This is a genomic window from Streptomyces sp. NPDC058307 (genome assembly GCF_042880295.1).
In the GTDB taxonomy this organism is placed as follows: Bacteria; Actinomycetota; Actinomycetes; order Streptomycetales; family Streptomycetaceae; genus Streptomyces.
This window is the reverse complement of sequence record NZ_JBHVYZ010000001.1, coordinates 143,295-168,986: the sequence shown is the minus strand read 5'-3', so window position 1 is coordinate 168,986 and position 25,692 is coordinate 143,295. Positions and strand designations below refer to the sequence as shown.

The following is a 25,692-nucleotide window of genomic DNA, read 5'->3' as shown; positions in this document are numbered from 1 at the left end:
TCATCCCAGGCTGAGCAGGACCGTCGCGCCTCCCGCGCCCACCAGGCCCACCACTTGCCTGCGGCCCAGCCGCAGGATGAGCCCGAGGGCTGCGCCCGCTCCGACGAGCAGCGCCTGAACCGCTCGTACCGGCGGCAGGCGCAGACGCCGGGGGTGCCGGACCGCCGCGGGCAGCAGTACGAGCACGGCGGCCGCCCGCCCCGCGGCCACCGGCCACAGCCCCGCTGGAGGCAGCGGCCCGCGCCAGGGCGATGTACTGGAGCGCGACACCGGGACTGGCCAGCAGCCCGTCGGGGACTCCTCCGCCCTCGTCGGTGCCGCCGCCGCAGACCATCCGGAGCGTGGGCGCCGAGAGGGCGATACCCAGCCAGGCCACGGGGCTCGGCCGGTCGCCGAGCGCCACCCCGCACACCACGGATCGGCCGGCCCCGGAGACGGCGCTGACGGGTACGACCACGCTCATCGCGCCGTGGCTGAGGCCCCGGTCGAGGACCTGCATGGCGGCGCCGCTTCCGACACCGGAGAGCACGCCCCACAGGAGGTCGGCGGGGCGCACGGCGTCGGCGGGGAGGAAGAGCGCGGCGCAGGTAGCCAAGATCAGGCCGCCGACCTGTCCGAGGAAGGTGACGGCGGCGGAGCGGACGCGGCGCGACAGCAGACCGCCGGGGGCGGGGGCACCTCCCGGCTCGAGCGCAGTCGAGAGTTGGGGGACGACGATGCCGTAGCAGACCGCTGAGGCCAGTGCGAGGAGAGGGCCCGTCCCGTCAGGGGTGCCCAGGGACGGGGCGGTGGTGCCCCGCGCGGTGCGCGGGGTCAGGCCGCCCGGACCGGCTGCGGAGCGGCGGCGGCCCACTCCAGGACGAGGCGCTGGTATTCCTCACGCTGCTCGCCGCTCAGTGTCCCGCCCGCCCGGCGCCACAGGGCCCGGATCTCCTCGTTGACCTCGTCGGCCGATCGATCGGTCACGGGTTCAACAGTGGTGGACATGGTGTGAAGCATACGGCCCCCAAAGTGAAGGCGACGTGAGTAATCACATCAGAGACGGACATACCGGGACCGTGTTACTGATCACGTCCCCCTGTCAAGGCGCCTGCTGTCAAGGGAACGGACCAGATTCATACTTGGTGATCAGGTTCACACTTCGGCCACACCCAGGACGAGGACCTGGATCGCCAGTACGGCGGCTCCGCGGGCCCAGTCGTGGAAGTCGGACACCCTGGTCTCCAGGTCGATCGGGGCGGCCAGGGGATGGCGATGGGAACGAATGGTGTCCTCGACGGTCTTGGCCGCCACGTCCATCAGCCCGACCCCCTCTCCCGCGAGCATGATCTTCTGCGGCATGGCGAAGTTGGCGATCTGGGCGACCAGGACACCGAGGGCACGCCCGGCCTCGTCGATCACGCGGGCGGGCATGGGGTCGCCCGCAGCGGCGAGGGCGAGGATCTCCTCGTAGGTGTGGTCGCGGCCCGTGGCGGCCTGCACCTGGTAGCGGATGTTGGGGATGGTGAGCAGGGAGACGGCGCTGCCGCGGTTGCCGTCGGGCGTCAACGGCCCGTTGGGGTCGATGATCCAGTGCCGTCCGAAGCCCCGGTCCTCCTCGGCGTAGGGGACGCGTCGGCCACCGAGGACCAGGCCGTAGCCGATGCCGGCGCCGATGGTGAGGACGACGAAGCGGTCGAGGCCGCGTCCCGCCCCGAACCAGGTCTCGGCCTCGACGAGGGCGGAGACGTCGTTCTCGACGACCACCGGCAACCCCGTGCGTTCCTCGACGAGTTCACCGAGGGGGACGTCCCGCCAGTGCAGGAAGGGGGACTCACCGACCACGGCACGCTCCTGGACGAAGCCGCCGACGCCGATGCCGATGCCGGCCAGCCGTGGGTAGGCGCGGGCCAGTTCGCTCGTCATCTCCGCGAGCAGGTCGGCGACTTCGGCGGGGTCATGGCTGGCGAGGGGGCGGTCGTGGCGGGCGACGATCTCGCTCCTGAGGGTGGTGACGACGCCGTAGACCATGTCCTCGGTGATCTTGAAGCCGATGAAGGAGCGGGACTCGGCGACCACGTCGAGGGGCTGCGAGGGGCGGCCCTGGCGCACCTCGGCCGGGGTGCCCGCCTCGGGGACCTCGATCAGCAGGCCCGACTCGATGAGCGGTTTGGTCAGGCGGGTGAGGCTGCCCGCGGAGAGGTCGAGGCGGCGGGCGATTTCGGTGCGCGACAGCGGGCCGTGGACGAGCACCTCGATCGCCACCGAGCGCTCACCGGTGCTCAGGGGTAGCCAGCTGGCGGCAACTGCGGTCATGAAGCTCAGACTCCCACATAATTTCTTTCGCCGTAAAAGCAACACGGTCAGACTATGGCGCCTCGGGCGGCCTGAAAAGATGTTGGCAGGGCTCTTGACGCATGGATTCTTTCGCGACAAAAGTAAGTGGCCGAGGACGAGCCACCGAAGACGAGGGAGTCTCCCGATGACCATCGCCTCCAGCAGCCCTCCGTCGCGACTGCCGCTCGGCGGCGCCGAGGGGCCACGGACCGAACCGGGCACGGACCGGAGCTCAGGCGGGTCGAAGGGGGGCGACGGACGCCTGGCCGCGGTGTTCATCGCCCCGGCCCTGGTGGGCTTCGTGGTCTTCCTGCTCTGGCCGACGCTGCGGGGCATCTATCTGAGCTTCACCCGCTTCAACCTGCTGACCCCGGCGGAGTGGGTGGGCCTCGCCAACTACAACCGGATGATCCACGATCCCATCTTCTGGGAGTCGCTGAAGGTCACCGTCGAGTACGTGGTCATCAACATCGGTGTCCAGACGGTGTCCGCCCTCGCCATCGCCGTGCTCCTGCAGCGCCTGACGCAGTCGCCGCTGCTGCGCGGGATCGTGCTCACGCCGTATCTGATGTCGAACGTCGTCGCGGGTCTGGTGTGGCTGTGGATCCTCGACAACCAGCTCGGCATCGGCAACGAGATCATCGCCGGGCTCGGCTTCGACCGGATCCCCTTCCTGGCTGACGAGACCTGGGCGATCCCGACGATCGCCCTGATCAACGTGTGGCGGCACGTCGGCTACACCGCGCTGCTGCTGTTCGCGGGGCTCATGGCCATCCCGAACGACATGTACGAGGCGGCGAAGGTGGACGGCGCGAGCGAGTGGCGGATGTTCTGGCGGATCACCATGCCGCTGCTCAGACCCGTCCTGGCGGTCGTGCTGATCATGACGGTGATCGGTTCGTTCCAGGTGTTCGACACGGTCGCCGTGACCACCGCGGGCGGCCCGGCGAACGCCACCAACGTCCTCCAGTTCTACATCTACCAATCGGCCTTCGGCCGCTTCCAGTTCGGCTACGCGTCCGCGATGTCGGTGGCCCTCCTGGTCGTGATGAGCGCGATCACCGTCCTGCAGTACCGGCTCACCCGGGCCGGCCAGACCGATCTCGGCTGAACCGGAAGGAGTCGACATGACCGCCGTGACCACCACCGCGACCACGACACGGATACGGCCCACCGGACGCCGTCCCCTCTCCCCCGGCCGGGTCCTGGCCTGGACGGCGATGGGCGCGATCGTGCTCGTGACCCTGCTGCCCTTCTACTGGATCCTGCGCACCGCCCTGTCCACCAACTCGGGACTGGCCGCTCACGCCTCCGACCCGCTGCCGGTGGACCCGACCGGCACCGGATTCGCCCGCGCCCTGGGACTGGAGTCCACGAAGGACGCGATCGCGCAGGGCGGCGCGGGCGGCGGACTGAAGTTCTGGCGCTATCTGCTCAACTCGGTGATCGTCTCCACCCTGGTGACGGTCTGCCAGATCTTCTTCTCCGCGATGGCCGCGTACGCCTTCGCCCGGCTGCGCTGGCGGGGCCGCGACAAGGTGTTCGCGCTGTTCCTGGGCGGGCTGATGGTGCCGACCATCTTCACCCTGCTGCCGAACTTCGTGCTCATCAAGGAACTCGGCCTGATCGACAACCTGTTGGGCATCGCGCTGCCGACGATGTTCATGACGCCGTTCGCGGTGTTCTTCCTGCGGCAGTTCTTCATGAACGTGCCCCGCGAGGTCGAGGAGGCGGCCCTGCTGGACGGCGCCGGGAAGGTGCGGATCTTCTTCCGGGTGCTGCTGCCGATGGCGTCAGCTCCGGTCCTGACTCTGGCCGTGCTGACGTACATCACGTCCTGGAACGACTACTTCTGGCCGCTGATGGTGTCCTACAGCGACAGCTCACGCGTGCTGACCGTCGCGCTGGCCATCTTCCGGGCCCAGACCCCGCAGTCGGGTGTCGACTGGTCGGGCCTCATGGCGGCGACGCTCATCGCCGCGCTGCCGATGCTGGCGCTGTTCGGGTTCTTCGCGCGCCGCATCGTGTCCACCATCAGCTTCACCGGGATCAAGTGAGGGACTTGTGATGCGACTTCGTACGCTGACCGCACTGGCCGGCGCACTGGCCCTCTGTCTGACGGGGTGTGCGCGGAGCGGCTCCGCCGGGTCCTCCTCGAACACGGTGACGTACTGGCTGTGGGACGCCAACCAGCAGCCCGCCTACCAGGCCTGCGCCAAGGACTTCGAGAAGCAGAACCCCGGACTGCACGTGAAGATCACCCAGTTGGGCTGGGACGACTACTGGACCAAGCTCACCGCGAGCTTCATCGCGGGCACCGAGCCGGACGTGTTCACCGACCACATCCAGAAGTTCGGCCAGTTCGCCGACCTCAAGGTCCTCGAACCCCTCGACGACCTGGGCATCGACGAGTCCGCCTACCAGCCCGGTCTCGCGGCCAACTGGATGGGCCAGGACGGCCACCGCTACGGTGCCCCCAAGGACTGGGACACCGTCGCCCTCTTCTACAACAAGAAGCTGACCGACGCGGCCGGGCTCACGGCGGCCCAGCTGAACGACCTCGCCTGGAACCCCGAGGACGGCGGCACCTTCGAGAAGGCCATCGCCCACCTCACCGTCGACAGGAACGGCAAGCGGGGCGACGAGCCGGGCTTCGACAAGAACAACGTCAAGGTGTACGGCCTCGCCACCAACGGCGGCGGGGACGGCGACGGCCAGACCCAGTGGAGCACCTTCACCGCCTCCGCCGGCTGGAGCTACACCGACAAGAAGCGGTGGGGCACGAAGTACCGGTACGACAGCCCGGCCTTCCAGTCGGCCGTCAAGTGGTACTTCGGACTGGCGAAGAAGGGCTACATGGCACCCTTCACCGACTACAACTCCCAGTCCAACCAGGCCAACACCCAGGTAGCGGCGGGAAAGGCGGCGACCGCCTTCGACGGGGCCTGGATGATCTCGACGTACGCCGGCTTCAAGGGCCTCGACATGCGCACCGCCGTCACCCCCGAAGGCCCCACCGGCAAGCGCGCCACCATGATGAACGGCCTCGCCGACTCCATCACCAAGAACGCCCGCAACAAGGAAGGCGCCCGCAAGTGGGTGAAGTACCTCTCCTCGGACGAGTGCCAGAAGACGGTGGGCGGTTACGGCATTGTCTTCCCCGCCACCCCTGACGGCACCGCGGCCGCCGTGGCCGCCTACAAGAAGAAGGGAATCGACGTCACGGCCTTCACCAAGCCGGTCGCCGACAAGAAGGACTTCACGACCTTCTCCTACCCCATCACCAACTACGCCGCGGACGTCTACGCGTTGATGCATCCCGCCATGCAGGACATCTTCGGCAACGGCAGGTCCGTGGCCGGCCTCGACCAGACCAACGACCAGATCAACCTGATCCTCTCGCAGTGATCCCGCGACCAGTGAAGGACACACCCCGCATGACGTTCTCCCTCGGCATCGTCGGCGCCGGCCAGTTCTCCGGCCAGTTCGCCACGCTGTTCCAGGCCCACCCCGGTGTCGGCGACGTCTACGTCACCGATCTGCTGCCCGAACGGGCCGAGCAGCTCGCCTCGGCGCAGGGCCTGGCCGGCACCTTCCCCACGTACGAGGCCATGCTGGAGTCGAAGGAGGTCGACGCGGTCGCGATCTTCACCCAGCGCTGGACGCACGGCCCCCTGGTGCTCCAGGGCCTGAACGCCGGCAAGCACGTGTACTCCGCGGTGCCCATGGCCATCACCACCGACGAGATAGCGGCGATCATCGACGCGGTCCGGGCGACCGGGCTGACGTACATGATGGGCGAGACGAGCCAGTACAACCCGGCGACCGTGCACGCCCGCAACCAGATCGCCGAGGGCGCCTTCGGGCGGCTCTTCTACGCCGAGGGCGACTACGTCCACGACATGGACCTCGGGTTCTACGAGGCGTACCAGTACAGCGGCGGCGAGACGTGGAAGGAGACCGCCAGCTATCCCCCGCTGCTCTACCCCACGCACTCGGTGGGCGGGGTGCTGGGCGCCTGGCAGACGCACGCGGTGAGCGTGTCGGCGATCGGTGTGGTCGACGACCGCGGGGACGGCGTGTTCGACAAGGACGTCAGCCAGTTCGGCAACGACTTCTCCAACGCGACCGCGCTGTTCGAGGTGGCGGGCGGCGGGTCGTTCCGTACGAACGAGTTCCGGCGGGTGGGCTACCCCTCCCACATCCGGGAGTCGCGTTTCCGGTTCTTCGGGACCGAGGCGAGCATGGAGCAGCTCGCGACGGTCGCCCTCTGGCAGGACAAGAAGGGCGTCAAGGACATCAGTGAACTCCTGGAGCCCAAGCCCACCATGGCTCCTGACGACCCGTCACTCCAGCACATCGCGCCGGACCTGCGGGCCGCGTTCACGTCCGGGTCGGCGCCGGTGCACGACCGGGCGCGGCTGCCTCGGGAGTTCGACAACCTGCACAACGGCCACGAGGGCAGCCACCACTTCCTGGTGGACGACTTCGTGACCGCGGTCAACACCCGTACCCTGCCGTCGGTGAACGCCTGGGTGGCGGCCCGCTACACCCTGCCGGGGGTCATCGCGCACGACTCCGCGCGGCAGGGCGGGGCGAGGCTGGAGATCCCGGACTTCGGGGACGCGCCGGACGCGTGACCGCGGCGTCGCGCCGGGCGCCTGGTGTCTCAGGTGCCCGGCTTGCGGCCGTACACGAAGACGTCGTCGCCCTTCTTCAGGAGCGACCAGTACTTCTTGGCGTCCTTGGGGGTCATGTTGGTGCAGCCGTGCGAGCCCGGCGGGTTCCACATGCTGAGGTTCACCGAGTGGAAGGCCTGGCCGCCGTCGAAGAACTGGCTGTAGGGCATCGGCACGTTGTAGATGTTCGACACGTGGTCGATGTCACGCCAGTAGATCTTCTTCAGGCCGGTGCGGGTCTCGTAGCCGTCGCGGCCGGTGCGGACCGGGACGGGGCCGTAGACCAGCCGGTCGCCGTCCTGGATCCAGCTCAGCTGGAGGGTGAGGTTCACGCAGGCGATGCGGCCCTTGTTCACCGGGCACTTGCCGTCCCGGTTGGGGTTGGTGCCGACGGCCTTCTGCTTGTTCATCAGGTCCATCACGCCCCAGGTGACGGACCCGGCGTAGCCGATGTTCGGCGTGATGCCGTGCTTGGTCTGGAAGGCCCTGATCGCCTTGCAGTCGGCGGCGGACTGCGTGCCGTCGACCGGTCGGCCGAGGAACTTCTCGACCTGCTTCTGGTACGGCCCCGCCTGCGTGGTGCAGCTGGCCGCCTGCGCGGGCACGGCGCCCAGCGCGATGGTCAGCGGTGCGACGAGTCCGGTGATCCCGAGTGCGACGGCACCCCGTCTGCGTATGTCCCCCATGGCCCTGTCCCCTTCATAGGTCCTGCGATCTCTTACCTCTAGACAGGTCTTCGAGCCACTTCGTTGTACCCCGGGGCGTGCTGGGACGGAACGGTGACAAATCTCATGACGAAGACCCCCGGCCCGGATGGACCGCCGCGTGGAAGCCGGTGTTGACCGCCGTGAGACCGCCGTCGACGACCAGTGTCGTGCCGGTGATCCACGCCGCGTCCGAGGAGGCGAGGAAGGCGACCGCGGCGGCGACGTCCTCGGGTTCGCCGACCCTCCCGAGAGGGTACAGCCGCCGCATCTCGGCGAGCTCGCCCTCCCGCCCTTCCCAGGCGGAGGTGCGGACCGTGCCCGGGACGACCAGGTTGACGCGCACCCCACGGGCGGCCGCGTGCCCGGCGAGGGTACGGGTCAGGGAGCCGAGGCCCGCCTTGGCGGCGCTGTAGGCGTGGTTGCCGAAGTCCTGGAGGCCGTTGACGGAGCCGATGTTGACGATCGCACCGCGCCCTGAGGCGACCAGGTGCGGGAGCGCGGCCCGCGAGCAGCGGTACGGCCCGCCGAGGGTGATGTCCAGGTCCCGCGCCCACTCGTCGTCCGATTCGTCCTCGAAGAGCGGGGTCTCCGGGGTGCACCGGGCGGCGCAGTTGACCAGGACGTCGAGCGATCCGAACGCCGTCACGGCGTGGGCGACCGCTGCCTCCGCGGCCGTACGGTCCGCCACGTCGCACTCCACCGCCCGGACGGTGAGACCTGGGCACACAGGCGCGCGGCGGTGTTCTCGACCACCGGCCCGTCGCGGTCGGCCAGCACGACCCCTGCCCCCTCCTCGGCGAGCCGGCGGGCCGCCGCAGCGCCGATCCCGCGGGCTGCGCCCGTGACCAGAGCCACGTGTCCCTCGAAGCGCTTGGTGTGGGTCATGGGCCGAAGATAGCCCGTGGGTGATCAACGGGGCAGATACCGTGCGTCCATAACCGCGTTCATACAGCAACTCCCCGCGCTCATCGGTGTCGTCATCGGCGCACTCGGTTCGTATGCGGCGGTCGTGAGGGGAGAGCGGGTGCGGTTCCAGCGGGAGCGGGTGGCCCGCTGGGAGGAGCGCAAGCTCGCCGTCTACGGCGACTACGCGAGGACGTTGAAGAAGTCCGTCACCCTCGCCCACCGGGCCGCCGCCCATTACGGCAACGACCGGCAGCTGTTCCCAGGTAAGTGCGCTGGAGGTCGAATTAGCTCATGGTTCGGGGCCCCTGCAGCTGCTGGCCGTACCACCTGGCCGTGCGGGATGATCTCGCGCTGCCTCCCGGGCACTCCGCGTGCCGGCCCCTGTCGCCGACGCTCCAGGTCGTCCCGGATCAGCGGTAACCGGTCACGTCCGCGGGTTTGCCCGCGTCCTGGACCTCGACCAGGTAGCGCCAGGCGTCGGGGCGGCTGCCGTCGAGGTCCGTGAAGCCGTAGGTCCGGGCGAGCGAGCCGCTGTCGAGGGACGCGCCGTTGAAGCGGGCCACGTCGGGGTCGGCGGCGAGCGCGGTCACGGCGCGGCCGACATAGCGCGGGGTCTCCGAGACGGCGAAGTGGGGGACACGGTCGAGGGCGTCGCGCCAGTTGTCCTCCCGCACCCCGAAGTGGTCGAGCATCATCTCCGAGCGCAGCCAGCCCGGGGTCAGGGCGACGGCGGTGGCGCCGCGCGGGCCGAGTTCGTAGCCGAGGGAGAACGCCATGCGCAGGACGGACGTCTTGGCGAGGTCGTAGAAGAAGGAGACGCGGTAGTTCTCGCGGTTGTAGGCGTCGGTTCCGTCGGTCATCTCGACGACCAGGCCGCCTGGCCGGCGCAGCAGCAGGGGCAGGGCGTGGTGGCTGGTGATCGCGTGGGTGTCGATCGCGAGCCTGAGCAGCCGCAGACCGTTGTCGAGGTCGTGCTCCCACACCGGGCTGTCCCACGCGAAGAGGTGTTCACCGCCCCAGATGTCGTTGACGAGAACGTCGAGACGGCCCTGCTCGTCGGCGATCCGGTCGACGAGCGAGCGGACCTGCGCGGGGTCCAGGTGGTCGGTGGGTACGGCGATGCCCTGGCCCCCTGCCGCGGTGACGAGGTCGGCGGTGTCCTCGACGGTCTCGGGGCGGTCGTACTCGGAGCGGCTGGTGCGGGTGCTGCGTCCGGTGACGTAGACGGTGGCGCCCGCCGCCCCGAGCTCCACGGCGATCCCCCGCCCGGCTCCCCGGGTCGCTCCGGCGACCAGCGCGACCTTGCCCTGCAGCGGCTGTGACATGTCCGACCTCCCGTTGTGCCCGATGGTGCTTCGAGCATGACCGGGAAGCCGGACAACCTCTGTCGTGATTTACGGGCGGGTCGCCCGGCCGGCGTCAGTGGCCGCGGTCGATCCACTCCTGGAGGTGCGGGGCCTCGGCGCCGATCGTCGTCGGGTCGCCGTGACCGGTGAGGACCTTCGTCTCGGGCGGCAGGGCCAGCAGGCGGTCGCGGATCGAGTCGATGATCGTCGGGAAGTGGGACCAGGAGCGGCCGGTGGCGCCGGGTCCGCCCTGGAAGAGGGTGTCGCCGGTGAAGACGGTGCCGAGGCCCGGGTCGTAGAGGCACACGGCGCCCGGCGCGTGGCCGGGGGTGTGCAGCACCCTGAGGTCGGCGCCCGCGGCCTCAATGACCTGGCCGTCGCGCAGATGGGCGTCGGGATCGCGGTCGGGGTGGGTCTGCTTCCACAGCGGCAGGTCGTCGGGGTGCAGCCAGATCGTGGCGCCGGTGCGGTCGGCGAGGGCGGGCGCGGCGTCGATGTGGTCGTTGTGGGCGTGGGTGCAGACGATCGCGGTCAGCCTGCGATCCCCCACCGCCTCGACGATGGCGTCGGCGTCATGGGCGGCGTCGATGACGATCGCCTCGTGGTCGTCGCCGACGATCCAGACGTTGTTGTCGACGTCCCAGGTGCCCCCGTCGAGGCTGAACTGCCCGGAGGTGACGAGGCGTTCGATACGGACGGACATCAGAGCACCACCACCGAGCGCAGGACGTCACCGTGGTGCATGCGCTCGAACGCCTTCTCCACCTCGTCGAGCTGGATGGTCTCGGTCACGAACGCCTCCAGGTCCAGGCGGCCCTGCAGATGCAGGTCGATCAGCATGGGGAAGTCGCGGGAGGGCAGACAGTCGCCGTACCAGGACGACTTGAGCGACCCGCCGCGCCCGAAGACGTCCAGGAGCGGCAGCTCCAGCTTCATCTCGGGGGTGGGCACGCCGACGAGCACGACCGTGCCGGCCAGGTCGCGGGCGTAGAAGGCCTGCTGGTACGTCTCGGGCCGGCCGACCGCCTCGATGACGACGTCGGCGCCGAAGCCGCCGGTCAGCTCGCGGATCGCCTCGACCGGGTCCGTGTCCTTGGAGTTCACGGTGTGGGTCGCGCCCATCGTGCGGGCCTTCTCCAGCTTCCGGTCGTCGATGTCCACGGCGATGATCTTCGCCGCGCCCGCGAGGTTCGAGCCGGCGATCGCCGCGTCCCCGACGCCGCCGCAGCCGATGACGGCGACGGTGTCGCCCCGGCCGACCTGCCCCGTGTTGATCGCGGCGCCGATACCGGCCATCACGCCACAGCCCAGAAGCCCCGCGACCGCGGCCGAGACCGAGGGGTCGACCTTGGTGCACTGTCCGGCGGCGACCAGCGTCTTCTCGGCGAAGGCGCCGATGCCCAGGGCGGGCGAGAGCTCGGTGCCGTCGGTGAGGGTCATCCGCTGCTTCGCGTTGTGGGTGTTGAAGCAGTACCAGGGCCGCCCGCGCAGGCAGGCGCGGCAGTTCCCGCACACGGCACGCCAGTTGAGGATCACGAAGTCGCCGGGCGCGACATCGGTCACCCCCTCGCCGACCGACTCCACCACGCCGGCGGCCTCGTGGCCGAGCAGAAACGGGAAGTCGTCGTTGATCCCGCCCTGCTTGTAGTGCAGGTCGGTGTGACACACCCCGCAGGCCTGCACCTGGACGACGGCCTCCCCCGGCCCCGGATCGGGCACCACGATCGTCTCCACCCGCACCGGCTCGTCCTTGCCCGGTGCGATCACTCCGCGTACCTCCTGCGCCATGGTCCTGACCCCTTCTTTCGCCCGGTGCACTTCCTTCCGACCCTACGCGCGACTGATCAGTAACGGCACCGCAGACCGGGAAACGACAGCCCGTCTGCCTCACCGTCGCACCGGCTCCCCGGTCCGCGCCGCGCGAGAACACCGACGTAGCCTGAAGGCTCCGCACGCCGTCGGGCCCGAAGGAGCACCGTGAGCAGCACCGAGACGGAGACCGGCCTTCCGACCTGGCGGCTGCTCCTCGGATACGTACGGCCGCACCGGTGGACACTGCTCGCGGGTGCCCTGCTCTCGCTCCTGACGGGGGCCACCGGTCTGCTGCTCCCGCTGGTGGCACGGGAGTTGATCGACGACCTGTCCCACGACCGCACGATCACCGGGGCGTTGCTCGTCATGTCGGCGCTCGTGGTCGGCAACTCGGCGGTGGGCGCGCTGGGTTCGTATGTGCTGCGGCGCACCGCGGAGTCGGTGGTGCTCGGTGCGCGGCGGGCGCTGTCGTCGTATCTGCTGCGCCTGCGCATCACGGCCGTGGACCGCACCGAACCCGGCGACCTGATGGCCCGCATCACCTCGGACACCACCCTGCTGCGCGAGGTCACCACCGACTCGCTCGTGGGCCTCGGGACCGGCGGCCTCACGCTGGTGGCGACCGTGGTGATGATGGGCTTCGTCGATCCGGTGCTGCTGGGCGTCACGCTGGCGGTCATCCTGGTCGCGGGAACCGTCCTCGGTGTGATCGTGCCGCGCATCAACCGGGCGAGCCGGCAGGCCCAGGACGCGGTCGGCGTGATGGGCGCCGCACTGGAACGCATCCTCGGCGCGCTGCGCACGGTCAAGGCGTCCGGCGCCGAGCACCGGGAGGAGCGGACGCTGCACGCGGCGGCCGAGGAGTCGTGGCGGCAGAGCGTACGGGCCGCCAAGTGGTCTGCGGCCGCGGGAAATACGGCGGGACTGGCGATGCAGATCGCGTTCATCACGGTGCTCGCGGTGGGCGGCGCGCGGGTCGCGACCGGTGCCATCGAGGTCGGCACGCTGGTCGCGTTCCTGCTGTACGTGTTCTATCTGATGTCGCCGATCCAGCAGGTCGTCGGGGCGATCACGCAGTACCAGACCGGGGCCGCGGCGCTCGCCCGGATCCAGGAGGCGCTGCGGCTGCCCGCCGAACCGGCCGCGCCGCCCGCGCCGTTGCCCGCCGACGGGGCCGCGCCGGCTTCCGTCGCCTTCACCGACGTTCGGTTCCGGTATGCCGACGATCTGCCGTACGTCCATCACGGGGTGACGTTCGACGTGCCCGCACGGGGCATGACGGCGTTCGTCGGGCCGTCGGGCGCGGGGAAGACGACGGTGTTCTCGTTGATCGAGCGGTTCTACGACCCCGAGGCCGGGGTCGTGACCCTGGACGGGCGCGACCTGGCGGAGTGGGACCTGCCTCAACTCCGCTCCGCGATCGGGTATGTCGAGCAGGACGCACCCGTCCTTTCCGGGTCGCTGCGGGAGAACCTGCTGCTCGGGAACCCGGACGCGGACGAGGACGCGGTGGCGCGCGTGCTGAAGACGACCCGGCTCGACGGTCTGGTGGCCAAGCTGCCCAGCGGGCTGGAGACGCTGGTCGGACATCGGGGGACCAAGCTGTCGGGTGGGGAGCGGCAACGGGTCGCCATCGCCCGTGCGTTGCTGCGGCGGCCCCGGCTGCTGCTGTTGGACGAGGCCACGTCCCAGCTGGACGCGGTGAACGAGGCGGCCCTGCGGGACACGGTGGCGGATGTGGCGCGTACGACGACGGTGCTGGTCGTCGCGCACCGGTTGTCCACGGTGACGATGGCCGACCGGATCGTGGTCATGGACGCGGGGCGGGTCCGCGCGGTGGGGACCCATCGGGAACTGGTCGCCGGGGACCCCTTGTACGGCGAACTCGCGGCGACACAGTTCCTTTCCACGGCGGGGTGAGCGGACATGCGTCGAGGGCCGCGCGGTGATCCGGGCGGCCCTCGTTCTTGTGCGGGAGGGTCAGTGGACGGCCGGCACCAGTCCGGTGACGGGGGCGACGAGACCGGTGAGCTGGCCCAGCTGGTTCAGGTCGTTGAGCTGGTTGAGGCCCGCCAGCTGTCGGGAGACCGACGGGATCTCGCCCTGGTGCTCCGCGGGGATGCTGCTCGCCGCGAGCGAGTCGATCACGGTGACCGGGTTGAGCCCGCCGGCCGGGGCGGCCGCGTCGGCCGCGTTCGCGAGGGGGGCGGTGAGGCCGGTGACGCCGACGGCGAGACCGACGGCGGCAACGATACGTCGAGTTGAGATCATGTTTTCAGCAACGCGGGGCGGTCCCTCACGGACACGGCCGGCCGACGCCCCTCACCCGTCAGGCGGAGCGCCCGGTCTGCGCTTGCCGCGGCCGCCGGAGCGGAGGAGTCTCGAAGAAACAGGCCCTACGCGGTCCGCTCCTCGTCGGGCCGCGGCCTTCGAAGGAGGTCTTCATGGGCACCGCGGCAAGCTCCGGCTTCACCACCGAAACCCTGCGCAACAGCATCGAAGGAAACTCTGCGGCGAATGTTCTGTCGCTCTACGCGGACGACGCCGAGATACGCGTCGTGGACCGCAACAGCCAGCCCAGCCACCCCACCGTGCTGCACGGCAGGGACGAGATCAGCGCGATGCTGGACGACGTCTACAGCCGCGACATGACACACAAGCTGGAACAGTGCGTCATGGACGGCGACCACGTCGCCTTCAGCGAGTCCTGTCGTTACTCCGACGGGATGCGCGTCCTCTCCGAGTCCATGCTGACGCTCCGGGACGGCAAGATCGTCGAACAGACCCTGATCCAGGCCTGGGACGAGTAGCGAGAAAGGTGCCGAGGGTCCAGATCACGCCCTGCCCGACTGGCCCTGCCTGACCTGGACCTCCCCGGCACCGACCGGGACGTGGCACGTCGGTTAGTGTGATGTCCGGGCCGTGACTGGCGCTGAGGTGGAGTACCACCGGGGAGCGGTCCGCACACCCGATGCCGTGCGCCTGGGCGATTCCTTCGATCGGCTCAGGAGTGGATCATGTCTCAGGCACGGCTCATGGGGGGCACCGCGCTCGCCCGGCGCATCGTCGAGGACACCGCCGAGCGGGCGGCCGACCTCACCGGGCGCACCGGACAGGCGCCCTGTCTCGCGACGGTGCTGGTCGGCGAGGACCCCGCCTCCGTCACCTACGTCCGGATGAAGCGCAACCGCTGCCGCACGGCAGGCATCGAGTCGCGGCACGTGGAGCTGCCCGCGGCCACCACCACCGAGGAACTGGTCGCCGCGCTGCGCGCCCTGTCGGACGACCCCACCGTGCACGGCATCCTGCTCCAGCACCCGATGGGGACGCACATCGACGAGCGGGCCGCGTTCGAGGCAATCGCCCCGGAGAAGGACGTCGACGGGGTCACCTTCGCCTCCTTCGCGACGATGAGCTTCGGGCTGCCGGGCTTCGTCTCGTGCACTCCTGGCGGGATCATGCGGCTGCTCGACGAGTACGGCGTCGACCCGGCCGGGAAGCGGGCCGTGGTCGTGGGCCGCAGCGCGATCCTCGGCAAGCCGGCCGGCATGCTGCTGCTCGCCCGGGATGCCACGGTGACCTACTGCCACTCCCGGACGACGGACCTGTCGGCGGCCGTACGGGAGGCGGACATCGTGGTCGCCGCGGTGGGCCGGCCCCGGCTGATCAAGGGCCAGGACATCAAGCCCGGCGCGGTCGTCGTCGACGCCGGCTACAACGCGGGGAACGTCGGTGACGTCGACTTCGACTCCGCGGTGGAGCGGGCCTCGCTGATCACGCCGGTGCCGGGCGGGGTCGGTCCGATGACCATCGCCACGCTGCTGGAACAGACCGTGCGGGCGGCGGAGGCGGCCGCACGGCAGGGGTGGGCCGGCTCAGCGTCGGCAGGCGTGAACCGGCCGGTGTGAGCGGGTCGTTCGTGCGGGAAGGCAGGACCCGGCGCCATACTGTGGGTCGTGCGGGTAGCGATCATGACAGCGGGTTCCCGGGGCGATGTGGCCCCGTTCACCGGGCTGGGGCACCGACTGGCGCAGGCCGGGCACGAGGTCACCCTGGTCACCCACGGCCGCTTCGGACCGCTCGCGGCGCGGGCCGGCATCGGCTTCCACGCCCTGCCGGTGGATCCCCGTACCGAGCTGGAGTCCTCGCGCGGTCGGGCCCTGCACCGCAGCAGGACCGGCGTGGGCAAGCTGGCGCGGGTGGTCACAATGGCGCGGGCGCTGGCCGTGGAGATGGCCGACGACCTGGTGGCCGCCGCCCGGGCGAGCGACGCGCTGCTCCTGTCCGGATCGGTGGCCCCGCTGGGCCATGCCGTGGCCGAGGGCCTGAGACTGCCCAGCCTGGGCCTCAACCTCCAACCCCTCGCGGCCACCCGGGAGTTCGCACCGCCGATGCTGGGCACGGGCTCCTGGGGCCGTCTGGGCAACCGGCTCGCCGGGCTGGCCCTGAACCTCGCGGTGGAACAGGTCTTCGCCGCGGCTCTCCCACCGGTCCGGGCCCGGCTGGGCCTGCCCCCGACGGGTCCGGTCGCGGCACTGCGCACCCGCGAACGGCAGGCCTGGCCGGTCCTGCACGGCTTCAGCCCACGGGTGGTCGCCCGGCCCCGCGACTGGCGGCCCGGACTCGACGTGGCGGGCTACTGGTGGCCGTACGACGGGGACGCGCCGCTCCCCGACGATCTACGGGACTTCCTCGAGGCCGGCCCTCCCCCGGTCTTCGTGGGCCTGGGCAGCGCGACCGTGCCCGACCCCGCCCGGGTCAGCGCCGAGGTCGTGGGCGCCCTGCGCCGGGCCGGTCTGCGGGGTGTGATCCAGCGCGGCTGGGCGGGCCTGGCGGCGACCGGCGACGACATGCTGACCATCGACGAGGTGCCGCACTCCGTGCTCTTCCCGCGGATGGCGGCGGTGGTCCACCACGCCGGTGCGGGCACCACGGCGGCCGGCCTGCGCGCCGGGGTTCCGGCGGTCCCGGTGCCGATCCAGTTCGACGAGAGCTTCTGGGCGGCGAGGCTGGTCGCGCTGGGCGTGGCGCCGCGTGCCGTACCGCTGAGATACCTGACCGCCGACTCGCTGGAGGCGGCCCTGGTCCGGGTCACGCGGGACGCCGGGTACCGGGAGCGGGCGCGGGCACTCGGGGTGCACCTCCGCGGGGAGGACGGCGTGACGCCGGTGCTGGAGGCGGTGGACAGGCTCTGAACCCGCGCCCGGCCCCCTCGATCGCCCCGCTCACGCGCGAACCGGCTCCCACCCGGGTGGCCGCAGGATTCCCAGCAACTGCCGTACCAACTCCTCCACCACCTCGTCCAAGGTCGCGGCCACCCACCCGGCGTTCCAGTCGTGCAGCAGCCCGTTCACACTGCCGATGAACCCGGTCGCCGCGAGACGGTAGTCGCGCGGGGCCGCCTCCCCCCGCGCGACGGCCCGGTTCGCCTCGGCGCACACCAGGTCGACCCAGTGCGCCCGACGGGCCAGCCGCTGCTCCTCCAGCCGTGCGCTGACGCCGATGATCTCCACGAACGTGATCCGCACCCGGCGGGAGTCGGAGGTGACGTTCGCCGCGTACGCGCGGAAGATCGCGGCCGCACGCTCGGCGAGCGGCAGGTGGTCCGCGTCGGCCACCGCGGCCACCACGGCCGCCGTCGCCCAGTCATTGACCTCCAGGTGAAGCTCGGCCAGGACGTCCTCGAGGGTGCGGAACTCCTCGTAGAACTGGCGGGTGGACAGGCCCGCGGCCTCGCTGAGGGCCGCGACGGTCGTGGCGCGGTAGCCGGGAGCGTCCCCGAAGAGCTGGAGTGCCGCGTCCAGGAAACGGCGTCGTCGTTCGGCCTGCCGCTCGGCGGCCGTCTTGCCGCCGTAGCGACCGGTCGGGGCCTTGAGCCTGCCCGTCACCGCACCTCCCACCCGGGCCGGAGTGTCCGGCCTCCCGTATGAGCGCAATTTTGTCGTGTACGGAGTCTTGTGGAGAAGGGCCCCCCTTCCTTACTTTGCAGTAAGTTCAATCTGAAAGTACGCGTCTTCAGTTTTGCCTTGTCTTGGCATGCCCCCGTCATGAGCCGCCCAGAGGGAGATCCGTCATGCCTGTTCTCAAGCCCAGACACCTGTGTGCCATGGCCGCCGCCGTCGTCCTGACCTTCACCGCCTCCGCGACCACCGCCTCCGCCGCGGACTCCGCCGCGCTGCGCGAGGTGCTGTTCGTGGGCAACAACTGGGACGGCACCGCCGACGTCCTCAAGTCCTCCGGCGACCTGGCGAAGATCGGCCGGATCAACGTCATCCCCGACAAGGACGCGCGGATGGCGGAGATCAACGCGAACCCGATCAAGTGGATCTACTTCATGGCGATCCGCAACAGCGTCGGCGAGGGCCACGACCAGTTCGCCGACGACATGTACTCCACGCCGGACGGAAAGTCGGTGGTCGTCTCACGGCCGAGCTTCGCGGACGTGGTGTCGATCGACCTGGCCACCGGGAAGGTCAACTGGCGCTTCCCGGTCGCGGGTTACCGCGCGGACCACATGGCGGTCTCCCCCGACGGCACCCGGGTCGCGGTGTCGGCCTCGACCGCGAACACCGTGCACGTGCTGAACATCAACACGGGGCAGCAGCTCGGCTCGTTCGCCACCGGCGACAAGCCGCACGAGAACATCTTCACCAAGGACGGCAAGTACATCTGGAACATGGCGATCGGTGACGTGAACACCGACTCGGACGCGCCCTGGCTGGACTGGACGAAGGGCGACCGGCACATCACGGTGGTGGACGCGACCACCTACAAGCAGGTCAAGACCATCGACATGCGGGACAAGCTGGACGCGATCGGTCTCACGGACTACTCCGACGCCGTCCGCCCCGCCGTGTTCTCCCCGGACCAGTCCAAGCTGTACTTCCAGGTGTCGTTCTTCAACGGCTTCTTCGAGTACGACGTCGCCACCGACAAGATCACCCGCACGAAGACCCTGCCGAAGAACCCGGCGACCAGCGACGACCGCACCACCATGGTCAACGACTCGCGCCACCACGGCATCTCGATGAGCCCGGACGGCAGCAAGCTGTGCGTCGCGGGCACGATGGACGACTACGCGACCGTCGTGAACCGCACCACCCTGCAGGAGGGCCCGCTCGTCCCCGCCTCGAAGCCCTACTGGGCCACCGTCAGCGGCGACGGCAAGAGCTGTGTCATCTCGGAGAGCGGTGCCGACCAGATCACCGCGATCGACTTCGCGACCGGGCAGAAGACGGTGTCCGTGCCGGTGGGCGACCATCCGCAGCGGGTACGCCTCGGGCACGTGGCCGCCGACTGGACGAGTCCCTCGTCGTAGGGGCCCACGCACCTGCCCGGGCGTCGGGGCCCGCTTCGGCCCCGACGCCCGGGACGGTCAACCGATCTTCTGGCTCACCCAGTTGGCCAGCTCGGACAGGGCCGCGCTCAGCACGGACGCCGAGGGTGAGCTCGCCCCGTTGGTCACCAGCGCGTAGTGCAGGACGCCGGAGTCCGAGTCGGTCAGGAGCAGCCGCCGACTGCCCGTACCGCCCGGTTCGAGGGCCGTCCCGACCGGTGTGGACGAGGTGTACGCCGGCGGGCCGTAGAGCGTGCCCAGGTCGGAGACCACCCTGGTCGTCGCGGTCGGGAAAGAGCCGGGCAGGTGGAGTTCGGTGGGCGCCGAGCCGCTTCCCGAGCGCCACACCAGCACCGCGTACTGGCCGGACCCGACCAGCGACGACACGTTGGGCAGGCTGCTCGGCACCGGGTTCCAGGTCAGGGTCGTGGAACCGTCGCGCGAGCGGTCCTCGTAGGTGAAGGCGAGGGTCGTACCCGAGGCGGCGCTCGGGTAGATCCGGTCGAGGAGCCTGGCGTCCTGGCGCAGCACCGCGGCGCCCGAGTCGTCGAGCCGCACGGCCGAGAGGTCCTCGTCGTTCCAGCCGTCGCCCGAGGTCATGACCTTGTCGGGGTTGTCGTTCATCAGCTCGTGGTGGCGGCCGTTGTAGATGTCCCACTGCCACTGCGTGCCGGAGAGCACCGGTCCCGAACCGGCGGGCGCGGACCACCAGTTGGCGCCCTTCACCCGGGAGTCGAGGGCCTGGTACATGGCCTTGAGGACGGTCGGCGCCTTGCCGGCCGTCGAGCCGTTCAGCGGGTGCCCGAACTCGCTGACCACGGCCGCCGTCCCGGTGGCCGCCGCGCGGTCGCGGATGGTGCCGAAGTCGCCGACGTACTGGCCGTCGGAGGCGTTGCCCCACATCAGGATGCCGGAGATGGCCTTCTGGTCGTAGAAGTGGGTGTTGAAGACGTACCGGGAACCGAGCGTGCCTACGTCGAGGAGGCCGCCCTCCTCCTTGCTGACGTTGCCGTTCCAGAAGAGGTTCGGTTCGACCATGGCGGGCTTGTCCGTCCAGCCCGCCGCGTCCATCCGGGCCCGGAACTTCACGTAGAAGGGCCACAGCAGGTCGCGTTCCCAGGTGCGGCTGTTCTGCCCGGAGTCGTAGCTGCCGGCGTAGGGCTCGTTGTAGGGGTCGAAGCCGACCACGCCGGCGAACTCGTCGGAGGTGAGGTTCGCCTTGAGGTACGCCATGGTCTTCTGGGTGGTGGCCAGGAAGGCGTCCTGGATGCCGTAGTTGTTGTGCCAGAAGTCGTACTGGCCGGCCTTCACCGCGCCGTTCTGCGTGATGTTCTGGCCCCATGTGAAGCAGATCCCGCAGGACTCGGCGGGGTAGTTGCCGAGCGCCACGGCCCACGCGGGGGCGCCGTCGCCGGTGTACCAGCTGCCCGAGTTGAACAGCCAGCGGGAGTACAGGTCCTGGTGGAAGTCGGGGTAGACCCGGATGCCCGCGTCGAGGAAGGCCCGCAGCTGCGCGGTGGCGTTCGCCAGGTACGCGGTGTCGACCTGGCCCTTCACCGGTTCCGCGTAGGCCCAGGAGAGCAGGAAACGCACGGAGTTGCCGCCGCCGAGGGCTCTCAGCGCGGTGGCCGACTTCCTGGCGTCGGCGACCGAGGCGAAGGGCAGGCCCTTGTTCTCGGCGAGCTTGGTCTCGCCGGAGACGTTGTAGCCGCGCAGCACGACCTCGCGGCCGTTGCCGTCGACGAACCGTCCGTTCTGGACGGTGAGGGGGGTGTCGTCGAAGGAGAGGGAGTCGGCGATGGTGGCGGCGGACGCGGACGGGGTACCCGCGACCGTCAGGAATCCACAGAGGACAACCAGAACAACGAGCAGACGCGCACGCATATTCGGCATGTCCATAACAGTCCGACTCATCCGGCACACCGTCAACACTTATGACTGATGAGTAAGTTTCAGCTTTTTCGGGTAGGGGTCGTCCGATAAGGGACCGGGGCGGGCGGTCGTGAGAGGAGCCGACGATGCGTGACATCCTCCCGGTGCTGAACGGCTGGTACACGGCGGGGACACCGTTCGGCCTGGCCACGGTCGTCTCGACGAGCCGCAGCGCGCCGCGCGACCCCGGCGCCGCCATGGCCGTAGGCCCGGACGACGAGGTCGTCGGCAGTGTGTCCGGCGGCTGTGTCGAGGGGGCCGTCTTCGAACTGGCGCAGGAGGTCGTGGCGAGCGGCGAGGCCCGTCTGGAGACCTTCGGGTACAGCGACGAGGACGCGTTCGCGGTGGGGCTGACCTGCGGCGGGGAGATCACCCTTCTGGTACGGCCCGTGACGGCCGCCCTCGATCCCGCGTTCGGCGAGATCGCGGAGTCGGTCGCCGCGGGCCGCCCGGTGACCGTGGCGACGGTGACCGACGGCCCCGCACCCCGCGGTGCCACGCTCGCCGTGTGGCCGGACCGCGTCGCGGGCACCCTCGGCAGCACCGGCCTGGACGTGGCGGTCACCGCCGACGCGCGCGGCGAACTCGCCCTGGGAGCGACGGGGCTGAGGCACTACGGTCCGCACGGCGAGCGCCGCGAGGACGCGGTCACCGTCTTTCTGCACTCCTTCGCCCCGCCGCCCCGCATGCTGGTCTTCGGCGCGATCGACTACGCGGCCGCGGTCGCCCGGATCGGCGCCTTCCTCGGCTACCGGGTCACCGTCTGCGACGCCCGCCCGGTCTTCGCCACGCCGAAGCGCTTCCCGCAGGGCGTCGAGGTCGTCGTGGACTGGCCGCACCGCTACCTCGACGGCACCGCCACCGACGAACGCACCGTGATCTGCGTCCTGACCCACGACCCGAAGTTCGACGTGCCCCTGCTGGAGGTGGCGCTGCGCCGGCCCGCCGCGTACATCGGGGCGATGGGCAGCCGCCGTACCCACGACGACCGGATGAAGCGGCTGACCGAATCGGGGCTGACCGAGGACGAGGTGTCCCGGCTGCGCTCGCCGGTCGGCCTCGACCTCGGGGCCCGTACGCCGGAGGAGGTCGCCGTGTCCGTGGCCGCCGAGATCGTCGCGCTGCGCTGGGGCGGCAGCGGTGCCCCGCTGACGGCGACGGCGGGGGCGATCCATCCGCCTTCGTGAAGCCCGCCTGGCGGGAGTGCCGGCTCGGTGAAGGTCGCTGTACGAAGAAGGCGGAATCGCCACGTGTGAGCCGCGCTCGTACGGGTACGCGGCGAGCAACCGGAGAGGGTTTCCGAACCCTCACCCCGCCTCCGATCGGGAAGGAGGTCCGTGAAAGCGCACACTCGCAGCGTCCGGGCCGCTTTCCGCTGTGCGGAGCGGCCCGGATCCATGAGTGCCGGTGGGCCGGTGTGAGCGCGCCCGGCAACAGAGGAAGGCCGGCAGCAGATCGGCGAACCCTGATGGGTCCCGGCGCGGGCCAGGAGCGCGAGCCGAAACGGCCGTCAGCGCGGGGGCAGCCGGTGCAGTTCCACGTTCTGGAGGCGCCCGTCGGCCACCGTGGCCGTCATGTAGGTGCAGTGGGGCTGGCGGCGGCGATCGGTCGGCGAGCCGGGGTTGAGCAGCCGCAGTCCGCCGGGGGCGGTGGTGTCCCAAGGGATGTGGCTGTGGCCGAAGACCAGGACGTCGGTGTCGGGGTAGCGGGCGGCGCAGCGGGCCTCGCGCCCCTGGGCGGCGCCGGTCTCGTGTACGACGGCGAAGCGCAGGCCGCCCAGTTCGGCGTACGCCACCTCGGGCAGCCTGGCGCGCAGCTCGGGTCCGTCGTTGTTGCCGTGGACCGCGACAAGCCGTGCGCTGCGGCTCTCCAGCAGGTCGAGGGTGGCGGTGTCGACCCAGTCGCCGGCGTGGACCACGACGTCGGCGTGCGGGAGTTCGGCGAGCAGCGGGGCCGGGAGCTGCTTGGCGCGCTTGGGGAGGTGGGTGTCGGACATCAGCAGCAGGCGCACAGGACCACCCTAGAGGGGCTTGCGGCCGACCCCGCACCACATGGGCGGCGCGCCACTCGGTCAGCTGGACGACTCCGGTTGCGGCGTCCTCGTCAACGTGGACACCCCGGGCGCCAGGGTCGACACGCTGAGTGACCCTGTGGGTGTGGCCGACGGGGGAATGACGCGCCGGGGCATAGCGGGGGCGGTGGCGAGGGCATCAGTGCCCAGTGCGGAAGCACTCGACGGGTGCAATGCCGGCGGTCAGCTCCTCGGTGGCCCACCCCCGCGCGTGTCCGCGACGCCTGGCCGGGCGGCCGTGGCAACCAGGCCGCCGCCAACCCGGGCATCGCCCCCGCCGTCCGGACCGACCGGACCTCCCTGGGGCGGGCGGGCCGTGCGTGAACGGGCCGCAGAGGCGGGCGCTCCCGGGCCGCACATGGAAGACTCGTCCGGCGGTCACCCGGACCCTCCCGGCGAGCGTTGCCAAGACGGCCTGCTGACACGGCACTTATCCGTCGCCGATAACATCGGCGCACAAAGCGTCGATCCGTGACGCAAGCCACAAGCCACCCAAGGAGTCCGGACACCGATGCCGGTCAAGGTCAGCGTCGTCATCCCCGTCTACAACCCGGGGAACTACATCGAGGACTGCATCGCCTCGCTGCGCAGGCAGTCCCTGCCCCCGGACGAGTTCGAGGCGATCTTCGTCGACGACGGTTCGACCGACGACACGCCGGCCCGGCTCGACGCGCTGGCCGCCGAGGTCGCGAACATGACGGTCATCCACCAGGAGGCCTCGGGCTGGTCCGGCAAGCCCCGCAACGTCGGGATCGCCGCCTCCCAGGGCGAGTTCGTCATGTTCGTCGACAACGACGACTACCTCGGCGACGAGGCCCTGGAGCGGATGTACGACTACGCGGTCGCCAACGGCGCCGACGTGGTCGTCGGCAAGATGGCCGGCAAGGGACGGGGCGTCCCGGTGGAGCTGTTCCGCCGCAACCATCCGCACGCCACCGTCGACAACGCCCCGCTGATCGACAGCCTGACCCCGCACAAGATGTTCCGGCGGGCCTTCCTCGACCGGATCGGCCTGCGCTTCCCCGAGGGCAGGCGCCGGCTGGAGGACCACGTCTTCGTCACGGAGGCGTATCTGCGCGCGGACAACGTCTCCGTGCTCTCCGACTACGTCTGCTACTACCACCTCAAGCGCGACGACGCCTCCAACGCGGGCTTCCAGCGCTTCGACCCGGTGGGCTACTACGCGAACCTGCGCGAGGCGCTCGACGTCGTGGAGAAGTACACCGAGCCGGGCCCCACCCGCGACCGGCTGTTCCGTCGCTGGCTGCGCAACGAGATGGTCGAGCGGATGCGCGGCAGGCGGCTGCTCGCCGCGCCCGAGGACTACCGCCAGGAGCTCTTCACCCAGATCCGCGCGGTCGTCGTCGAGCGCTTCGGGCCCGGTGTCGCGGCCGGCCTCCAGCCCACCCAGCAGGTCGTCGCCGCGCTGATCGCCGACGGCCGGCTCGACAACCTGGTCGCGTTCGCCGAGTGGGAGGCCTCCGTCGCTTCCCTCATCGAACCGGACGGCGTCGAGTGGGACGGCGGTGTGCTGCGGGTCGGCCTGTCCGCCGAGCTCGCCTCCCGCGGTACGCCGATGACCTTCCCCGCCGAGGGCAGCACCGCTCCGCTCACCGAGCCGCCGGCCACCGTCGCGCAGGCCGTGGACTGGGTCGGCGCCCACAGTGTGGCCGGCTTCAAGCGCGCCACGGTCGAAGTGCTGCTGCAGGAGCGCGCCAGCTCCGCCCAGTACTTCCAGCCGGTGGAGTTCACCCGGGACACCGTCCCGGGCGAGGACGGCCGGGTGCGGCTGGTGCTGCGGGGCACGGCGGCCCTGGACCCGGCCACCGCGGCCGACGGCGGCCCCCTCGACGCCGGGCTGTGGGACGTGTTCGTCCGCGTCAAGCTCGGCGGCTGGACCAAGCAGTCCCGGCTGGGCCCGGTCTCCCTCCGAGGGAGTACGGCCGCGGACGCCGGTGTGGCGGGCGGCCGGGTCGTGCTGCCGTACTGGACCGCGAAGCAGGGCACGCTCGCCCTGGACGTGGACACCGCGAGCAAGCGTCTGGACCTCGGGCGGATCACGTCCGGGGAGGTCACGATCACCGGTGACCGCGTCGAGGTGCCGGTGCCGTTCCATGTGCCCGGTGACACGCCGGTGCTGCTGGAGCTCACGCGTGGTTCCGGCGCCGCGCCCGCGAAGGTGCCCGGCATGCTGCGTCCCCAGGGCTCCGCGGCCCTGTTGGAGGCGGTGCTGCCGGTCGGCGACCTGACCGGCGGGGCCTGGCGGGTCGCCCTGAGCCCGGCGCCCGACGCCGAGGAGCCCCGCTTCCATCCGCTGCCGTTCGAGCTGCGGGTGCAGGGGGGCGGGGTCCAGGTCGTGGCCGTGCGCCCGCCCCGGCCCGCCGTCGGGAAGCCGCTGGTCCGCAGGGCGAGACGGCTGGCCGGGAAGCTGGCCGCCCGGCTCAGGGCACGCGGCAGGTAGGAACAGAGCCGGGGGGGGGGGGGGGCCGGGGGGCCCCGCCGCCCCCCCGGCGCGCGGGCCGCCGCGGAGGGGTGGGGCTGGCGGGGGGGGCGGGGCGGCCCCCGCCGGGACCGCGTGGAGGCGCGC

Annotated in this window: 23 protein-coding genes, 2 pseudogenes and 1 riboswitch; of the genes and pseudogenes, 13 read left to right on the top strand and 12 right to left on the bottom strand. The window is 70.7% G+C overall.

The features are described 5' to 3' along the window. Window positions 1-210 carry a hypothetical protein gene (locus tag ACFVYN_RS00765; protein ID WP_389990590.1) on the bottom strand — a complete coding sequence of 70 codons (210 nt, stop codon included), beginning with the start codon at window positions 208-210 and terminating at the stop codon, window positions 1-3. Between the two features lie 259 nt (window positions 211-469). On the opposite strand from ACFVYN_RS00765, the gene ACFVYN_RS00760 reads away from it, so the two are divergent. Beyond that, complete coding sequence (locus ACFVYN_RS00760) at window positions 470-736, top strand: hypothetical protein (RefSeq protein WP_389990588.1); 267 nt, start codon at window positions 470-472, stop codon at window positions 734-736. Between the two features lie 77 nt (window positions 737-813). Here ACFVYN_RS00760 and ACFVYN_RS00755 read toward each other — a convergent pair whose 3' ends face one another. Both ACFVYN_RS00755 and ACFVYN_RS00750 read right to left on the bottom strand, forming a co-directional pair. Then, entirely contained in the window at window positions 814-999 is a 186-nt protein-coding gene (locus tag ACFVYN_RS00755; protein WP_007386663.1) for a hypothetical protein, read from the bottom strand. 135 nt (window positions 1,000-1,134) lie between these two features. Next, window positions 1,135-2,295 (bottom strand): ROK family protein, encoded by a 1,161-nt coding sequence (locus ACFVYN_RS00750; RefSeq protein ID WP_389990586.1) that lies wholly within the window; start codon window positions 2,293-2,295, stop codon window positions 1,135-1,137. Between the two features lie 166 nt (window positions 2,296-2,461). On the opposite strand from ACFVYN_RS00750, the gene ACFVYN_RS00745 reads away from it, so the two are divergent. The 4 genes from ACFVYN_RS00745 to ACFVYN_RS00730 are packed head-to-tail and all read left to right on the top strand — an operon-like array spanning window position 2,462 to window position 6,956. Beyond that, window positions 2,462-3,427, top strand: a complete 966-nt coding sequence (locus ACFVYN_RS00745; RefSeq protein WP_389990584.1) for a carbohydrate ABC transporter permease — start codon at window positions 2,462-2,464, stop codon at window positions 3,425-3,427. A gap of 16 nt (window positions 3,428-3,443) precedes the next feature. Then, entirely contained in the window at window positions 3,444-4,373 is a 930-nt protein-coding gene (locus tag ACFVYN_RS00740; RefSeq protein WP_389990582.1) for a carbohydrate ABC transporter permease, read from the top strand. Between the two features lie 10 nt (window positions 4,374-4,383). Next, a complete protein-coding gene (locus ACFVYN_RS00735; RefSeq protein WP_389990580.1) occupies window positions 4,384-5,724 on the top strand; it encodes an ABC transporter substrate-binding protein in 1,341 nt (446 codons plus the stop codon). A 29-nt stretch (window positions 5,725-5,753) separates the two neighbouring features. Further along, entirely contained in the window at window positions 5,754-6,956 is a 1,203-nt protein-coding gene (locus ACFVYN_RS00730; protein ID WP_389990578.1) for a Gfo/Idh/MocA family protein, read from the top strand. A gap of 29 nt (window positions 6,957-6,985) precedes the next feature. Here ACFVYN_RS00730 and ACFVYN_RS00725 read toward each other — a convergent pair whose 3' ends face one another. Together ACFVYN_RS00725 and ACFVYN_RS00720 are read right to left on the bottom strand one after the other, a co-directional pair. After that, window positions 6,986-7,681, bottom strand: a complete 696-nt coding sequence (locus ACFVYN_RS00725) for a L,D-transpeptidase family protein (protein WP_389990576.1) — start codon at window positions 7,679-7,681, stop codon at window positions 6,986-6,988. 103 nt (window positions 7,682-7,784) lie between these two features. After that, window positions 7,785-8,587 (bottom strand): annotated as a pseudogene (locus tag ACFVYN_RS00720) (SDR family NAD(P)-dependent oxidoreductase). A gap of 49 nt (window positions 8,588-8,636) precedes the next feature. On the opposite strand from ACFVYN_RS00720, the pseudogene ACFVYN_RS00715 reads away from it, so the two are divergent. Continuing rightward, a pseudogene (locus ACFVYN_RS00715) lies at window positions 8,637-8,870 on the top strand (hypothetical protein); the annotation flags it as partial. A 148-nt stretch (window positions 8,871-9,018) separates the two neighbouring features. Here the strand turns inward: ACFVYN_RS00715 and ACFVYN_RS00710 are convergent. The 3 genes from ACFVYN_RS00710 to ACFVYN_RS00700 form a co-directional block, all read right to left on the bottom strand. Next, window positions 9,019-9,933, bottom strand: a complete 915-nt coding sequence (locus ACFVYN_RS00710) for an SDR family oxidoreductase (RefSeq protein ID WP_389990574.1) — start codon at window positions 9,931-9,933, stop codon at window positions 9,019-9,021. Between the two features lie 94 nt (window positions 9,934-10,027). Further along, window positions 10,028-10,657: an MBL fold metallo-hydrolase gene (locus tag ACFVYN_RS00705; RefSeq protein ID WP_389990572.1), complete on the bottom strand. Its 630-nt coding sequence runs from the start codon at window positions 10,655-10,657 to the stop codon at window positions 10,028-10,030. Further along, complete coding sequence (locus ACFVYN_RS00700) at window positions 10,657-11,742, bottom strand: S-(hydroxymethyl)mycothiol dehydrogenase (RefSeq protein WP_389990570.1); 1,086 nt, start codon at window positions 11,740-11,742, stop codon at window positions 10,657-10,659. Before ACFVYN_RS00700 ends, ACFVYN_RS00705 begins: the two co-directional genes overlap by 1 nt. Before the next feature lie 189 nt (window positions 11,743-11,931). On the opposite strand from ACFVYN_RS00700, the gene ACFVYN_RS00695 reads away from it, so the two are divergent. Next, entirely contained in the window at window positions 11,932-13,686 is a 1,755-nt protein-coding gene (locus tag ACFVYN_RS00695; protein ID WP_389990568.1) for an ABC transporter ATP-binding protein, read from the top strand. A gap of 60 nt (window positions 13,687-13,746) precedes the next feature. Here ACFVYN_RS00695 and ACFVYN_RS00690 read toward each other — a convergent pair whose 3' ends face one another. Beyond that, window positions 13,747-14,037 (bottom strand): hypothetical protein, encoded by a 291-nt coding sequence (locus ACFVYN_RS00690; RefSeq protein ID WP_389990566.1) that lies wholly within the window; start codon window positions 14,035-14,037, stop codon window positions 13,747-13,749. A gap of 173 nt (window positions 14,038-14,210) precedes the next feature. On the opposite strand from ACFVYN_RS00690, the gene ACFVYN_RS00685 reads away from it, so the two are divergent. From ACFVYN_RS00685 to ACFVYN_RS00675, 3 genes are all read left to right on the top strand, one after another. Further along, on the top strand, window positions 14,211-14,576 hold the full coding sequence (locus tag ACFVYN_RS00685; RefSeq protein ID WP_389990564.1) for a nuclear transport factor 2 family protein: 366 nt from the start codon (window positions 14,211-14,213) through the stop codon (window positions 14,574-14,576). A gap of 102 nt (window positions 14,577-14,678) precedes the next feature. Further along, window positions 14,679-14,761: riboswitch (ZMP/ZTP riboswitch) on the top strand. A gap of 22 nt (window positions 14,762-14,783) precedes the next feature. Continuing rightward, on the top strand, window positions 14,784-15,674 hold the full coding sequence (locus ACFVYN_RS00680) for a bifunctional 5,10-methylenetetrahydrofolate dehydrogenase/5,10-methenyltetrahydrofolate cyclohydrolase (protein WP_389990562.1): 891 nt from the start codon (window positions 14,784-14,786) through the stop codon (window positions 15,672-15,674). 63 nt (window positions 15,675-15,737) lie between these two features. Continuing rightward, window positions 15,738-16,961, top strand: a complete 1,224-nt coding sequence (locus ACFVYN_RS00675; RefSeq protein WP_389990560.1) for a glycosyltransferase — start codon at window positions 15,738-15,740, stop codon at window positions 16,959-16,961. Between the two features lie 30 nt (window positions 16,962-16,991). Here the strand turns inward: ACFVYN_RS00675 and ACFVYN_RS00670 are convergent, their stop codons facing one another. Next, window positions 16,992-17,654 carry a helix-turn-helix domain-containing protein gene (locus ACFVYN_RS00670; protein ID WP_389990558.1) on the bottom strand — a complete coding sequence of 221 codons (663 nt, stop codon included), beginning with the start codon at window positions 17,652-17,654 and terminating at the stop codon, window positions 16,992-16,994. A 185-nt stretch (window positions 17,655-17,839) separates the two neighbouring features. Here ACFVYN_RS00670 and ACFVYN_RS00665 point away from each other — a divergent pair, with 185 nt between their 5' ends. After that, complete coding sequence (locus ACFVYN_RS00665) at window positions 17,840-19,084, top strand: YncE family protein (protein ID WP_389990556.1); 1,245 nt, start codon at window positions 17,840-17,842, stop codon at window positions 19,082-19,084. Between the two features lie 57 nt (window positions 19,085-19,141). Here ACFVYN_RS00665 and ACFVYN_RS00660 read toward each other — a convergent pair whose 3' ends face one another. Continuing rightward, window positions 19,142-21,001, bottom strand: a complete 1,860-nt coding sequence (locus ACFVYN_RS00660; protein WP_389990554.1) for an endoglycosylceramidase — start codon at window positions 20,999-21,001, stop codon at window positions 19,142-19,144. Between the two features lie 119 nt (window positions 21,002-21,120). Between ACFVYN_RS00660 and ACFVYN_RS00655 the strand changes: the two genes are divergently transcribed. Then, window positions 21,121-22,221, top strand: a complete 1,101-nt coding sequence (locus ACFVYN_RS00655) for an XdhC family protein (RefSeq protein WP_389990552.1) — start codon at window positions 21,121-21,123, stop codon at window positions 22,219-22,221. Between the two features lie 323 nt (window positions 22,222-22,544). Here the strand turns inward: ACFVYN_RS00655 and ACFVYN_RS00650 are convergent, their stop codons facing one another. Next, complete coding sequence (locus ACFVYN_RS00650) at window positions 22,545-23,045, bottom strand: metallophosphoesterase family protein (RefSeq protein ID WP_389990550.1); 501 nt, start codon at window positions 23,043-23,045, stop codon at window positions 22,545-22,547. A gap of 571 nt (window positions 23,046-23,616) precedes the next feature. On the opposite strand from ACFVYN_RS00650, the gene ACFVYN_RS00645 reads away from it, so the two are divergent. Then, window positions 23,617-25,566 carry a glycosyltransferase family 2 protein gene (locus ACFVYN_RS00645; protein ID WP_389990548.1) on the top strand — a complete coding sequence of 650 codons (1,950 nt, stop codon included), beginning with the start codon at window positions 23,617-23,619 and terminating at the stop codon, window positions 25,564-25,566. The last annotated feature ends 126 nt before the right edge of the window (window positions 25,567-25,692 follow it).

Excerpts from the sequence above, each read along its gene's own strand:
- ACFVYN_RS00755 (WP_007386663.1), bottom strand. The coding sequence starts at position 999 with ATGCTTCACACCATGTCCACCACTGTTGAACCCGTGACCGATCGATCG.
- ACFVYN_RS00750 (WP_389990586.1), bottom strand. The coding sequence starts at position 2,295 with ATGACCGCAGTTGCCGCCAGCTGGCTACCCCTGAGCACCGGTGAGCGC.
- ACFVYN_RS00745 (WP_389990584.1), top strand. The coding sequence starts at position 2,462 with ATGACCATCGCCTCCAGCAGCCCTCCGTCGCGACTGCCGCTCGGCGGC.
- ACFVYN_RS00740 (WP_389990582.1), top strand. The coding sequence starts at position 3,444 with ATGACCGCCGTGACCACCACCGCGACCACGACACGGATACGGCCCACC.
- ACFVYN_RS00735 (WP_389990580.1), top strand. The coding sequence starts at position 4,384 with ATGCGACTTCGTACGCTGACCGCACTGGCCGGCGCACTGGCCCTCTGT.
- ACFVYN_RS00730 (WP_389990578.1), top strand. The coding sequence starts at position 5,754 with ATGACGTTCTCCCTCGGCATCGTCGGCGCCGGCCAGTTCTCCGGCCAG.
- ACFVYN_RS00725 (WP_389990576.1), bottom strand. The coding sequence starts at position 7,681 with ATGGGGGACATACGCAGACGGGGTGCCGTCGCACTCGGGATCACCGGA.
- ACFVYN_RS00710 (WP_389990574.1), bottom strand. The coding sequence starts at position 9,933 with ATGTCACAGCCGCTGCAGGGCAAGGTCGCGCTGGTCGCCGGAGCGACC.
- ACFVYN_RS00705 (WP_389990572.1), bottom strand. The coding sequence starts at position 10,657 with ATGTCCGTCCGTATCGAACGCCTCGTCACCTCCGGGCAGTTCAGCCTC.
- ACFVYN_RS00700 (WP_389990570.1), bottom strand. The coding sequence starts at position 11,742 with ATGGCGCAGGAGGTACGCGGAGTGATCGCACCGGGCAAGGACGAGCCG.
- ACFVYN_RS00690 (WP_389990566.1), bottom strand. The coding sequence starts at position 14,037 with ATGATCTCAACTCGACGTATCGTTGCCGCCGTCGGTCTCGCCGTCGGC.
- ACFVYN_RS00685 (WP_389990564.1), top strand. The coding sequence starts at position 14,211 with ATGGGCACCGCGGCAAGCTCCGGCTTCACCACCGAAACCCTGCGCAAC.
- ACFVYN_RS00680 (WP_389990562.1), top strand. The coding sequence starts at position 14,784 with ATGTCTCAGGCACGGCTCATGGGGGGCACCGCGCTCGCCCGGCGCATC.
- ACFVYN_RS00675 (WP_389990560.1), top strand. The coding sequence starts at position 15,738 with ATGACAGCGGGTTCCCGGGGCGATGTGGCCCCGTTCACCGGGCTGGGG.
- ACFVYN_RS00665 (WP_389990556.1), top strand. The coding sequence starts at position 17,840 with ATGCCTGTTCTCAAGCCCAGACACCTGTGTGCCATGGCCGCCGCCGTC.
- ACFVYN_RS00660 (WP_389990554.1), bottom strand. The coding sequence starts at position 21,001 with ATGGACATGCCGAATATGCGTGCGCGTCTGCTCGTTGTTCTGGTTGTC.
- ACFVYN_RS00655 (WP_389990552.1), top strand. The coding sequence starts at position 21,121 with ATGCGTGACATCCTCCCGGTGCTGAACGGCTGGTACACGGCGGGGACA.
- ACFVYN_RS00645 (WP_389990548.1), top strand. The coding sequence starts at position 23,617 with ATGCCGGTCAAGGTCAGCGTCGTCATCCCCGTCTACAACCCGGGGAAC.